Origin of the sequence: Pseudomonas sp. F1_0610, from assembly GCF_047470865.1 — a bacterium.
GTDB lineage: Bacteria > Pseudomonadota > Gammaproteobacteria > Pseudomonadales > Pseudomonadaceae > JAZDRH01.
This window is the reverse complement of the sequence record NZ_JAZDRH010000016.1, coordinates 23,046-36,017: the sequence shown is the minus strand read 5'-3', so window position 1 is coordinate 36,017 and position 12,972 is coordinate 23,046. Positions and strand designations below refer to the sequence as shown.

11 protein-coding genes and 3 tRNA genes are annotated in these 12,972 nt (G+C 43.7%); 1 reads left to right on the top strand and 13 read right to left on the bottom strand.

Annotation, left to right across the window (positions count from 1 at the left end):
- Nucleotides 1-3 precede the first annotated feature (3 nt).
- The 11 genes from oadA to VQ643_RS10060 all read right to left on the bottom strand — a co-directional run bounded on the left by oadA (nucleotide 4) and on the right by VQ643_RS10060 (nucleotide 10,163).
- On the bottom strand, nucleotides 4-1,788 hold the full coding sequence (gene oadA, locus VQ643_RS10110; RefSeq protein WP_414199649.1) for a sodium-extruding oxaloacetate decarboxylase subunit alpha: 1,785 nt from the start codon (nucleotides 1,786-1,788) through the stop codon (nucleotides 4-6).
- Nucleotides 1,789-1,809: 21 nt separating this feature from the next.
- Nucleotides 1,810-2,067, bottom strand: a complete 258-nt coding sequence (locus VQ643_RS10105; RefSeq protein WP_414199648.1) for an OadG family protein — start codon at nucleotides 2,065-2,067, stop codon at nucleotides 1,810-1,812.
- A 119-nt stretch (nucleotides 2,068-2,186) separates the two neighbouring features.
- On the bottom strand, nucleotides 2,187-3,602 hold the full coding sequence (gene mgtE, locus VQ643_RS10100) for a magnesium transporter (RefSeq protein WP_414199647.1): 1,416 nt from the start codon (nucleotides 3,600-3,602) through the stop codon (nucleotides 2,187-2,189).
- Between the two features lie 184 nt (nucleotides 3,603-3,786).
- A tRNA-Arg gene (locus tag VQ643_RS10095) sits at nucleotides 3,787-3,863 on the bottom strand.
- Nucleotides 3,864-3,938: 75 nt separating this feature from the next.
- Nucleotides 3,939-4,015, bottom strand: a tRNA-Arg gene (locus tag VQ643_RS10090).
- Nucleotides 4,016-4,117: 102 nt separating this feature from the next.
- Nucleotides 4,118-4,208: transfer RNA gene (locus tag VQ643_RS10085), tRNA-Ser, on the bottom strand.
- A 67-nt stretch (nucleotides 4,209-4,275) separates the two neighbouring features.
- Nucleotides 4,276-4,458, bottom strand: a complete 183-nt coding sequence (csrA, locus tag VQ643_RS10080; protein ID WP_414199646.1) for a carbon storage regulator CsrA — start codon at nucleotides 4,456-4,458, stop codon at nucleotides 4,276-4,278.
- Between the two features lie 131 nt (nucleotides 4,459-4,589).
- Nucleotides 4,590-5,807, bottom strand: a complete 1,218-nt coding sequence (locus VQ643_RS10075; RefSeq protein WP_414199645.1) for an aspartate kinase — start codon at nucleotides 5,805-5,807, stop codon at nucleotides 4,590-4,592.
- Between the two features lie 82 nt (nucleotides 5,808-5,889).
- Complete coding sequence (gene alaS / locus VQ643_RS10070) at nucleotides 5,890-8,514, bottom strand: alanine--tRNA ligase (RefSeq protein WP_414199644.1); 2,625 nt, start codon at nucleotides 8,512-8,514, stop codon at nucleotides 5,890-5,892.
- A gap of 104 nt (nucleotides 8,515-8,618) precedes the next feature.
- Nucleotides 8,619-8,888, bottom strand: a complete 270-nt coding sequence (locus VQ643_RS10065; protein WP_414199643.1) for a topoisomerase II — start codon at nucleotides 8,886-8,888, stop codon at nucleotides 8,619-8,621.
- Nucleotides 8,889-8,945: 57 nt separating this feature from the next.
- Nucleotides 8,946-10,163, bottom strand: a complete 1,218-nt coding sequence (locus tag VQ643_RS10060; protein WP_414199642.1) for an aspartate aminotransferase family protein — start codon at nucleotides 10,161-10,163, stop codon at nucleotides 8,946-8,948.
- A 184-nt stretch (nucleotides 10,164-10,347) separates the two neighbouring features.
- Here VQ643_RS10060 and VQ643_RS10055 point away from each other — a divergent pair, with 184 nt between their 5' ends.
- The gene (locus VQ643_RS10055) at nucleotides 10,348-10,860 is read left to right on the top strand and encodes a SprT family zinc-dependent metalloprotease (RefSeq protein WP_414199641.1); all 513 of its coding nucleotides are present in this window, start codon (nucleotides 10,348-10,350) and stop codon (nucleotides 10,858-10,860) included.
- On the opposite strand, the gene VQ643_RS10050 is transcribed toward VQ643_RS10055, so the two are convergent.
- Nucleotides 10,841-12,205 carry an ATP-binding protein gene (locus VQ643_RS10050; protein ID WP_414199640.1) on the bottom strand — a complete coding sequence of 455 codons (1,365 nt, stop codon included), beginning with the start codon at nucleotides 12,203-12,205 and terminating at the stop codon, nucleotides 10,841-10,843. The genes VQ643_RS10055 and VQ643_RS10050 overlap by 20 nt on opposite strands.
- Nucleotides 12,206-12,216: 11 nt before the next feature.
- The gene (locus VQ643_RS10045) at nucleotides 12,217-12,894 is read right to left on the bottom strand and encodes a response regulator (RefSeq protein ID WP_414199639.1); all 678 of its coding nucleotides are present in this window, start codon (nucleotides 12,892-12,894) and stop codon (nucleotides 12,217-12,219) included.
- Between the last annotated feature and the right edge of the window lie 78 nt (nucleotides 12,895-12,972).

The window sequence follows — 12,972 nt, the reverse complement described above, 5'->3', positions numbered from 1 at the left end:
GCCTCATGCAATTGTCAGTAATGTATCGCCCACTGCGACAGCATCACCCACTTTGATATTGACACCACTGATAGTGCCAGCACGCATTGCACGAATTTCAGTTTCCATTTTCATTGCTTCAAGAATAATAACAACATCCCCTTCAGCAACTGAGTCACCTTTTTCAACGAGCACTTTAAAAATATTACCCGCTAAAGGAGCCACTTGAGGCTCACCAGCACCTACAGCTACTGGCGTACTTGCAGCCGAAGCCGCATTAGCCGCTGCGTTTAGCGGTTTCAAGCCTTCAATATCCCCTCCCTCAGAAACCTTAACTACAAACTGCTGGCCATTAACCTCAACTGTGTAGGCTGCCGGCTGATCAGCTTTAGCTGGCGTTGAAACTGCTTCTTGACCTGTTGGTACAGGTTCAAACGCAGAAGGGTTATCGCGGTTTTGCAAAAACTTAAGGCCAATTTGAGGAAACAGCGCATAAGTCAACACATCATCAATTTCATTATCGGCCAGTTTAAAGCCATGCTCCTGTGCTAGCTTTTTAACATCTGCTGTTAAAACATCTAATTCATCCGTTAAAACATCGGCTGGACGGCACGTGATGGCTTCACTACCATCCAAAACTCGCGCTTGCAACTGAGCATTGAAAGCTGCTGGCGCAGCACCATACTCACCTTTTAATACGCCCGCTGTTTCTTTAGTAATAGTTTTGTAACGTTCACCTGTTAAAACGTTAATAACGGCTTGAGTGCCTACAATTTGTGACGTAGGGGTTACCAAAGGAATAAAACCCAAATCCTCACGAACGCGCGGAATTTCCGCCAATACTGCATCAAACTTATCGCTAGCATTCTGCTCGCGCAGCTGATTTTCCATATTGGTTAACATACCGCCTGGCACTTGAGCTACCAGAATACGTGAATCAACACCCCGTAAATTACCTTCAAACTTGGCATACTTTTTACGCACTTCGCGGAAATAAGCCGCGATTTCTTCTAATAACTCTAACTTTAAGCCGCTATCACGCTCTGTATCTTTAAAAATAGCTACAACAGATTCTGTTGGCGAATGACCATATGTCATCGACATTGAGGAAATAGAGGTATCCACATTATCAGCCCCTGCCTCTACCGCTTTAACTATGGTAGCCGTGGATAAGCCCGCCGTGGCATGGCAATGTAAGTGCACTAATAAATTAGTTTGCGCTTTTAGCTGCTTAACTAATTCATAGGCAGTATATGGCGTTAAAATACCTGCCATATCTTTGATACAAAGGGAATCAGCACCTTGATCCTCAATGCGTTTTGCTAAATCTAACCACATTTGCAAGGTATGCACTGGGCTCGTAGTATAGGAAATTGTTCCTTGCGCATGCTTACCATTGGCTTTAACTGCCTTAATCGCACGTTCTAAGTTGCGCGGATCATTCATTGCATCAAATACACGAAATACATCAACGCCATTCACTGCTGCGCGCTCAACAAATTTATCGACAACATCATCGGCATAATGACGATAACCTAATAGATTTTGGCCACGTAATAGCATTTGTTGTGGTGTGTTAGGCATAGCCTGTTTTAGCGCGCGGATACGCTCCCACGGATCCTCACCTAAATAACGAATGCATGAGTCAAAGGTTGCGCCCCCCCAAGTTTCCACAGACCAGAACCCCACCTGATCCAGCTTGGCAGCAATGGGTAGCATATCTTCAAGTCGAACACGGGTGGCTAAAATAGATTGGTGCGCATCACGTAACACAACATCGGTAATATTCAATGCTTTTTGAGCAGTCATTACTTAACTCCACATCTAAAGTTATTGGCGCGATTGCGCGCGGTGCTGCTTAATCGCCAGCTCAATAGCAGTAATTATTTCTGCACTTGGCTGAGATTCGCTAATGGTAGGCTGCTTAGTTTTAATCGGCGCTACGGCTGGCTGCTGTTTAGCAAAAGGTGCTATCACTACCGCCATTAAGCGAATGCATCCAATAAGTACAACTAGAAACAGGAAAACCAAACCCATGCCAACAAGCATGAGTTGCACACCGTCCATAAGGCTTGGTGCTGAAGACATGTACGCTCCTTGAGATACCAAAAGGCAATATTTTTATATCACACGGTAATGTTTTTGATCGATAAATCAAACGAACATTACCGCGCTTATACCTTAAATGGCAAACAGAAAAGGCGCGTCTACAACAAAAAGATAGTAGCTAAGCCTAAAAAGATAAAGAATCCACCACTATCTGTGATAGCAGTAATCATGACACTAGAGCCTTTTGCTGGATCTTTCCCAAAACGTACTAGGGTCATAGGGATAATCACCCCCATAAAGGCTGCGAGCAGTAAGTTCAAGGTCATAGCTGCAACCATTACCACACCTAGATCCCAATTACCATACAACAAGTAGGCACAAAAACCGACAACAGTACCCCAGACTAAGCCGTTAACTAAAGAAACCCCTAACTCTTTGCGTAACAACCTTGACGTGTTGCCCGTAGTAACCTGATCTAGTGCCATTGCGCGCACAATCATGGTAATCGTCTGGTTACCTGAGTTACCACCCACACCTGCCACAATAGGCATCAATGCGGCTAAAGCCGCTAGCTTTTCAATGGAGTCTTCAAAGCCATCAATCACTCGTGACGCGATAAAGGCGGTGACTAAATTAATGGCTAGCCACGCCCAGCGGTTTCTTACAGAACGCCAAACGGAGGCGAAAATATCCTCCTCTTCACGCAAACCAGCTCGATTCAAAGCTTCACTATCAATTTCTTCACGAATTAAGTCGACCATTTCATCAATAGTCAAACGCCCTACAAGCTTACCTTGCCGATCTACCACAGGCGCTGAAACCAAGTCATAACGCTCGAATGCTTGCGCTGTATCATATCCATCCTCATCAGGATGGAAGGTAATAGGCTCATCATCTAGCACTTCAATAACATGCTTTTCTGGGTCATTTAGCAATAACCGATCTATTGGCAAGACACCTTTAAGTACGCCATCATGATCAACCACAAAGAGCTTATCCGTTTGATCAGGCAACTCTTTTAAACGACGCAAATAACGCATGACCACTTCCAGCGAGATATCATCGCGGATAGTGACCATTTCAAAGTCCATTAAAGCACCGACTTGGTTTTCATCGTAAGAAAGTGCCGAACGAACTCGCTCACGCTGCTGAACGTCCAAGGACTCCATTAGCTCTAGAACAACATCCTGCGGAAGCTCAGGAGCTAAGTCAGCAAGCTCATCAGCATCAAGGTCTTTAGCTGCCGCTAAGATCTCTTGATCATCCATGTCAGCGATAAGGGTTTCTCGTACCGCATCAGAAACCTCTAGAAGAATCTCACCATCATCTTCAACATCAACAAACTGCCAAACAATTAAACGCTCATCTAAAGGCAAGGCCTCAAGAATATAGGCAATATCAGCCGGATGCAGTTCTTGAAGTTTCTCTTGTAACTCTACAAGATAATCAGGTAATGCCGCTGCTTTAGATAAAGCTTTAATAGGCATATCTCGATGTCGTTGCAATAGCGCATGTACTTGAGCTAAATGCTCCTGAATACGATCTTGAGGCTTTTTCGCTTCTGCTTCAGACATTAAATCCTTCCTTTGCAAAACCACTTAAGGCTAACTACTTATTAAAACGATACTGGTGCGCTTACGGGCCTTTTGTGTTGTTTAGATATACTAATGCATTGTGCATTAAGATTACGCAGACTAGATTTCATTTATAAAAAATGAACAAAAAAAAAGCTTGCTGTTAAAGCAAGCTTTTAAAAAATGGCGCACTCAGGAGGATTCGAACCTCCGACCGCTCGGTTCGTAGCCGAGTACTCTATCCAGCTGAGCTATGAGTGCGAAGTTAGTGATTTTTAACCAGTCCACTACTGGCTTACCGATATGACTGATCAAGCTAACCAGTCAAATCAAAAGTGGCGCACTCAGGAGGATTCGAACCTCCGACCGCTCGGTTCGTAGCCGAGTACTCTATCCAGCTGAGCTATGAGTGCATCAATTCTTGTCGGCGCATTATAGAGATAAGTATTTGATTTGCAAGCTTTATTTGAAATAAATCACAAAACTTTTAAATCTAAACCTCTGCAATGCAAAGATGGCGGAGAGGGAGGGATTCGAACCCTCGATACCCTTTTGAGGTATACTCCCTTAGCAGGGGAGCGCCTTCGGCCTCTCGGCCACCTCTCCGGAACGGGGCGCATAATACCCAATATTTTCATCTTTGCAAAGCTTTTTTTAAAAAAACTTAAAAAAATCAGAGATTTGTTTCTTCTTTCTCTTTTTGAATACGTTGGTAAATCTCTTCACGGTGAACCGCAACTTCTTTTGGCGCATTCACACCAATACGTACCTGATTACCTTTAACACCCAGTACAGTGACAGTGACTTCATCACCTACCATCAGAGTCTCTCCGACTCGACGAGTTAGGATTAACATTTTTTTCTCCTTGCTACAGTTTTTAGGATTACAGTCTACTCTGTAAGTGCGCGCCCTCTTTAGGGTAAGACGCGCTTTAATATCTAGTCTATGACTAGGCACGCATAGGCATAGATTGCCTAATTCAGTGATTATGCATCTAAACCAAAGGCTGTGTGCAATGAGCGAACAGCTAGCTCTAGATACTTTTCGTCCAACACAACAGAAACCTTTATTTCTGATGTAGAAATCATTTGAATATTGATATTCTCTTTAGCCAAAGCACCAAACATTTGACTGGCTACACCAGCATGCGAACGCATACCAACCCCTACAATAGACACTTTAGCAATGTTAGTGGTTCCTGCAACTTCACGCGCACCTATTTGGGATGCGGTATTTTGCAGAATTTCCATAGCTTTATCATAATCTAAGTGATTAACGGTAAAGGTAAAGTCAGTTGTATGATCTTTTGCAACATTTTGTACGATCATATCTATTTCGATATTAGCATCGCTAATAGAACCTAGAATTTTGTACGCAACGCCTGGAGTGTCTGGCACGCCACGAATAGTTAATTTAGCTTCATCTCGGCTAAAGGCAATACCAGAGATAATAGGTTGTTCCATGGATTCCTCATCATCAAGCGTAATCAGGGTGCCAGCACCCTCTTGGAAACTATGTAAAACGCGCAAAGGCACATTGTACTTACCCGCAAATTCTACTGCACGAATCTGTAATACTTTTGAGCCCAAACTAGCCATTTCTAGCATTTCTTCAAAAGTAATTTTTTCAAGACGTTTTGCTTTGGGCACAACACGAGGATCAGTCGTATAAACGCCATCAACATCGGTATAAATCTGGCACTCATCTGCCTTTAAGGCCGCTGCAATAGCTACCGCTGTTGTATCTGAGCCACCACGACCTAAGGTGGTAATATGCCCCTGCTCATCGACACCTTGAAAACCTGCCACTACCACAACCTTACCGACATCAAGTTCAGTGCGAATTTTACTTTCATCAATACTTAAAATACGCGCTTTACTATATGAGCTATCCGTTACTATAGGTACTTGAGTACCTGTAAAAGAAATAGCCGGCATGCCTTGTTTCATGAGCGCAATCGCTAGTAAAGCAATGGTTACCTGTTCACCTGTTGAAACCATCATATCCATTTCACGCAATGATGGCTTACTAGTAATTTGCTTAGCTAACCCTAATAGTCGATTCGTTTCACCACTCATCGCAGAAACAACAACTACGACCTGATGGCCTTCTTCACGAAACTTACGCACTTTAGCAGCGACTTGTTCAATGCGTTCAATTGAACCTACTGAAGTACCACCAAACTTTTGTACGATTAACGCCATTTAACACTGCCTCAGCCTTTTATAGGCTCCCATACCCAGTCTTATAAGTGAGGTAAGCGCACTCACCTCCTGTACTTAATAATTAAAGCTCGCTTTGTGCAAAAGTTTCAGCCAAGGCCAATGCGGCTTCTAATTGACTGGCATCACTTCCACCGCCTTGCGCCATATCTGGACGACCACCACCCTTGCCGCCCACTAGCGCTGCCGCTTGCTTCATTAAGTCGCCCGCTTTAACCTTGCTTGTCAGGTCTTTCGTCACGCCGGCAATTAATACAACCTTGCCTTCATGTTCGCCACCTAATAACACAATGGCGCTGCCTAGCTTGTTTTTCAACTGATCGAGCAAAGCCAAAAGCTCTTTACCATCAAGACCATCAATACGGGCAGCTAATACTTTGGCGCCTTTAATTTCTTTAGCTTGCGCAGCTAAATCACCACCAGCAGAAGCTGCTGCCTTGGCTTTTAGCTGGGCCAAGTCTTTTTCTAGCAGTTTCACCTGCTCAATAGTGGCCGCTAACTTATCTAGTATGTTATTACGGTTAGCTTTCAGTGCCTGAGCGGCCTGCTGTACTTGCTCATCGCTATGATTTAACCATAACCATGCTGCTTCACCTGTGATAGCTTCAATACGACGCACCCCTGAGGCCACACCGCTTTCATTGGTGATTTTAAATACTCCTATATCACCTGTGCGCTGAGCGTGAATACCGCCACATAACTCAACAGAAAAACCATCACCCATACTGAGCACACGTACTGTATCGCCATACTTTTCACCAAATAAGGCCATAGCACCTTTAGCTTTAGCCGTTTCAATATCGGTGATTTCAGTACAGACAGCGCTATTTTCGCGTATTTGTTGATTAACTATGGTTTCAAGTTGTTTAATTTGTTCAGCAGTTACAGCTTCAAAATGGCTAAAGTCAAAGCGTAAGCGTTGACTATCAACCAAAGAGCCTTTTTGCTGAACATGCTCACCTAATACTTGACGCAATGCGGCATGCAATAAATGCGTTGCTGAGTGATTTAGCGAAGTGGCTTTTTGCACGCGCGCATCCACAATAGCATCAAGCACATCACCTACTTTCAACTCACCTTGCAGCATAACACCATGATGCAGAAAAGCACTGCTGGCTTTAGTGGTATCACGCACATCAAAACGTGCAGTATCAGTAGCCAAATAACCACAATCACCGACTTGCCCGCCAGACTCTGCGTAAAACGCTGTCTGATCTAAAACAATAACGCCTTCTTGCCCAACAGATAGAACACTCACCTGCTTGCCATCAGACAAAATAGCAACCACTTTAGCCTGTACCTGCTTATGCTCATAGCCTACAAAGTGCGTTTCACTGTCTAACTTAATTAGGCTGTTATAGTCGATACCAAAGGCACTAGATGAACGTGCACGTTCACGCTGAGCATCCATTTCACGCTCAAAGCCCTGTTCGTCAATAGTTAGATCACGCTCACGCGCAATATCAGCCGTTAAGTCAGCCGGAAAGCCATAGGTATCATAGAGTTTAAATACCACTTTACCTGGAATAACTTTGCCTGAAAGTTCAGCCAAGTCTTGCTCTAAAATACGCAAGCCTTGCTCTAGCGTTTTCGCAAACTGTTCTTCTTCAGTTTTAAGGACACGCTCAATGTGCGCTTGCTGCTCTTTCAACTGAGGATAAGCAGCCCCCATTTCTTTCACTAACGCATCTACTATTTTATGAAAGAACGGGCCTGTGGCGCCTAGTTTATTACCATGACGGCAAGCACGACGAATAATACGGCGTAGTACATAACCACGGCCATCATTGCTTGGTGTAACACCATCGGCAATTAAGAAGCTACAGGAGCGAATATGATCAGCCACTACTTTGAGTGATGGCGATGCATCATTAGCACAACCAATAGCCTTGGCGCAGCCAGCCAACAAGCTAGTAAACAGGTCAATCTCATAATTTGAATTAACATGTTGCAATACAGCGCTAATACGCTCTAAACCCATGCCCGTATCAACACTTGGAGCAGGTAGCGGATGCATCACACCATCAGCAGTGCGATTAAACTGCATGAAAACGTTATTCCAGATTTCGATATAACGATCACCGTCTTCTTCAGCCGAGCCAGGAGGGCCACCCCAAATATGCTCACCGTGATCATAAAAAATTTCACTACAAGGACCACAAGGACCTGTGTCCCCCATTGCCCAGAAGTTATCTGAGGCATAGGGCGCACCTTTATTATCGCCAATACGAATAATCCGCTCTGCAGGCACGCCGATTTCGTCAGCCCAAATACTAAAGGCTTCATCATCTGAGGCGTAAACTGTAACCCAAAGCTTTTCTTTAGGCAGATTTAACCATTTAGCACTGGTTAAAAATTCCCACGCGTAATGCAAAGCATCCTGCTTGAAGTAATCACCAAAGCTAAAGTTACCAAGCATTTCAAAAAACGTATGATGACGCGCGGTATAACCTACGTTTTCTAAGTCATTATGTTTGCCGCCTGCACGCACACACTTTTGGCTCGTAGTAGCACGCGTATAGGCACGCTTCTCTAAACCTAAAAAGCAGTCTTTAAATTGGTTCATGCCTGCGTTGGTAAAAAGCAAGGTTGGATCGTTTTCTGGGATCAACGAGCTAGACGCAACACGCGTATGCCCCTTTTCTTCAAAGAAGCGAAGGAAGGCTTCGCGGATCTCGGCGCTTTTCATAAGGTTTCCCACATCAGTCTGTAGTTATTGCTACACGTTCACGGCAAATTGCCGAAAAGTTTTCATTATATCGTTAGACAGGAATTAACACAGCCTTTTTCCACTTAGTGATCGCAGTCTGGACCATGCTCATGCTCATCATCTGCCTGATCTTCTTCCAAACCTAGGCTAATTAGGTTGGTTGCCATTGGCCGAACCACTAAGTTCATAAACTCTTGCGAGTCCTCAGCCACTTCAACACCAATAAATAACTGATTACCAATTTTCTGAATCCAAACTTCCTGCCCTTCCATCACCACAGCAAAACGGCTGCACTTTTGTTCAGTAATATTGTCTTCACCGTCATCCAGTAATAATTTTAGTCCGTCAGACATAAGCTTTACCTTTTATAAAGAAAGCCATAACTGAAAGGTTATGGCTTATAAGAATGTTTAATTTAAGAGTTTAGCTAATGCTTTATCTAAACGCTGCATAGCTTCATCAATATCGGCATAATCAATAACTAAACTAGGTGCAAAACGTACCACATTAGGGCCTGCAACCAAAATCATAAGATCCTGCTGCTCTGCGGCTTGCAGCACTTCACGGGCACGCCCCTGCCATTCAGCTGATAACACCGCACCTATCAATAATCCCCAGCCGCGCACCTGAGTAAAAATACCGTATTTTGTACCTAACTCAGTTAATTTCTCTTTTAGGTAAGTGCCGCGCTCATTAACACCTTTAAGCACTTCCGGCGTGTTAATGATATCCATCACGGCATTCCCTACAGCGCAAGCTAATGGATTCCCTCCAAAGGTCGTTCCATGCGTACCTACTGCAAAATGCTTCGCCAACTCATCCGTAGTAAGCATTGCGGCTAATGGAAAACCACCCCCTATACCTTTAGCCGTAGTTAAAATATCAGGGGTTACTGAAAAATGCTCATGCGCATAAAGCTTGCCGGTACGCCCCACGCCTGTTTGTACTTCATCGAAAATAAGCAATGCATTGTACTTATCACACAGCGCCCGTACGGCTTCAATATAGGCTTTATTGGCAGGCAGAACGCCACTTTCTCCCTGCACTGGCTCTAGAATAACAGCACAGGTTTTATCCGATATTTGTGCTTCTAATGCCGCTAGATCATTAAAAGGCACATGGCTAATACCTTCAGGTTTTGGACCAAATCCATCAGAGTATTTGGGCTGCCCTGCAACACTTACAGTAAAAAATGTACGTCCATGAAAGCTATCTAGTGCCGAAATAATTTCATACTTGTCACCACCAAAGCGTTCAAAGGCAACACGACGTGCCAGTTTTAAAGCGGCTTCGTTAGCTTCTGCACCCGAGTTACAAAAAAATACACGTTGCGCAAAGGTACTATTAATTAGCTTTTTGGCAAGCTGTAAAGCAGGTTCATTCGTAAAGACATTGGAGACATGCCACAGCTTCTCGGACTGCTCCTGCAACGCTTTAACTAATGCTGGATGCGCATGACCTAAGCTGTTAACGGCAATTCCACCGGCTAAGTCAACCCATTCTCGACCTTGCTGATCCCATACTCGAGAACCTTTGCCACGCACAGGAATAAAACCTGCTGGAGCATAGTTTGGAACCATTACCTGGTCGAAATCCGCACGAACTACGAGCGCATCTTGGGCTGACATTAAAGTATCCTCTACGGCATAGATTTTGGGGTTATTTTGGTGATAGCAGTGTAAACTGTCTACCGTTTTAAACGCAGCATAGAAAGCATGATCTTTTACTATGCTCTATTCATTGATGTTTAATGATAGGTAAGCAAATAATAAAACGCACATAATGTAACAAGATCAAGCAGCAAACAAGTTTATGCCAGAATTACTTAAAGCACGAGTTGAAAATTGTTATAAAACCGCAGAAGGCTTTTTTAATCGCTCATTTTCTCGACCTAAAATAGAGTTAAATCTAACGGGTCAAAAAGCAGGAATGGCGTATTTACAAGCGAATAAATTGCGCTTTAATCAGCAGTTGTACCAAGAAAACCAAGCCCATTTTCTGCAGCAAACAGTGGCGCACGAAGTGGCGCATTTGCTCGCCTTTGCGCTGTATGGTGCGCAGATAAAAGCACATGGCCCGCAATGGAAAAGCATCATGCAAACTGTATTTAAACTTCCTGCGGAACGCTGCCACAACTATGCCATCACAGTACCAGAAAAAACTTTTTATATTTATCAATGTGCTTGCACAGCAGAACACTTACTCAGCATTCGGCGTCATAACTTTGTCGCGAAAGGCTATCGCTATATATGCAAAAGCTGTAAAACAACATTGAGCTTTACCCAAGAGTTGCGCCGCTATTCACCTAGTAACACGGCAGATTAATGATAAATTTTGCACCACCTAATTGTGAATCTTGCAGTAATAAACTGCCACCATAGCTATCTACTATATCCACTACTACTGCGGTGCCTATGCCTTGCCCAGGAAACTGAGTATCTAAACGTTCGCCACGCTTTAAGATGCGCTCACGCTGATCAGCTGGAACTCCTGGTCCATCATCCTCAACTATAATTTCACACCATTTATCCTGCACAGTCGCACTTACGCGAATATAGCCTAGCGATAATCTATAAGCGTTTTCGAGTAAATTGCCCATCAATTCTAGAAGCGCTCCTTGCTCCATAGATACATAAAGGTCATCAGCAAAATCAGCTTCAAAATGTACTTTTTTATCGCGATATACTTTATCTAGTGCATCCGTTAAAGTTTCAACTAAAGGTTTAAGTACAACTTTATGACGTACCAAACCACTTTTGCGCAAGCTCGCACGCTGCAACTGGTAACTTACCTGCTGACTCATACGATTGACCTGCTCTTGCAAGGTCTGGGCTTGTTCGAAGTTTTCAGGCTGCTGCGTTAGATTCTCAGAAACTCCTTGTAGAACCGCCAATGGTGTTTTTAGACTATGGGCTAGATCATCTAAAGAATGCTTATAACGTTCACTTTGATGACGCTCCACTTCTAATAATCGATTTAATGAACGTGTTAAGCGCGAGAGCTCACGTGGCTGATCATCGCTTAAAGCTGCACGTGATCCCTGCTCAATTTCATCAAGCTCAGCGCTTAATGTGCGCAAGGCACTAACTCCCCACGCCATGCCAACCCACAAGAAACCAAGTAAGAGCAGCCAAGCCCCCCCCAAACCTATAGCTAAATGACGACGAAGGTTACGAAACATGGTTTTGTAATCGCTAACAGGCTGCATAGCAATAATACTGAGTTTGGCTGGGATGCCATGAAGCACATCAATTTCTACATCATAAACAAAAAACTCTCGCCCATTGTCATCAAAGGTACGTAAAAAATCTTGCCCATCCCCATCATACTGCGGTCGATAGGCAATTTTTTCTTGGGCACTACTGGAAGACTGCCATAATAGGTTTTCATTTTTATCGTAAATAAACGCCAATTGCCTAGCAGAAAGGAAATTATATTCCTCATCAGGCAGCTTATCTGGCATACGCAATTGGCCATCAACAATGCGTGCAGCAGAAATAATAGAGCTTGCATCCGCCGCCAAGCGCTGCTCTATTGATTCTTCCAAGGCATTAATGAAAACGCTTTGCAGTGCTGGCATTAAGGCCAACATAAAAACCAAAGCGATCAAGCTTGCGCTTAACATTAAGCGTAAGCGTAAGGATATTCCTTTATGCCTTCTTGCCACCATCTGCCCTCTTTTTAGTGACACACTTGGGTGAAAATATACCCCTGCCCACGCACGGTTTCTATTGGTTTAAAATCCTGTTTGCCTTCTATTTTTCGACGCAAACGACCAACAAGTACTTCAATCACATTGGGGTCTCGGTCAGCTTCATCTGAATACAGCTGCTCCATTAAGCGTTCTTTAGCTACGACCTGCTGATGGTGACGCATTAAATATTCTAAAATTCGGTACTCATAAGCCGTTAAACCTAGAGGTTCTCCTTCCAGTAAAGCTTGTTTACGATTTAAATCTAAGGTTAATGGACCGGCTTCAATATTTGCCTGTGTAAAACCAGAAGAACGGCGCAGTAAGGCATTTAGACGGGCTTCTAATTCTTCAAACTGGAAAGGTTTAACTACATAATCATCAGCGCCTGCGGCTAGCCCCTCTACTTTATCTTGCCAATTGCCACGGGCAGTTAAAATAAGAATAGGAAAGGTTTTCCCAGCTTCGCGTAGCTGTTTAATCAACTCTAACCCTCCCATACCAGGCAAGCCCAAGTCAATAATAGCTAGGTCATGATTAAACTCTTCAATGCGATAAAGTGCTTCTTCAGCATTAGCAACTGCATCAGCAATATGGCCTTGCTCGCCCAGGCGGGTAAAAAGGTGATGACGCAAAAGTGCTTCATCCTCTACAACCAATAATTTCATGCTAGCTCCTTATGCAAAATAGTTTAAAGCAAGATAGAAAACCGCGACCCCAAGAATAATGCCAAAAAACAACTGAAC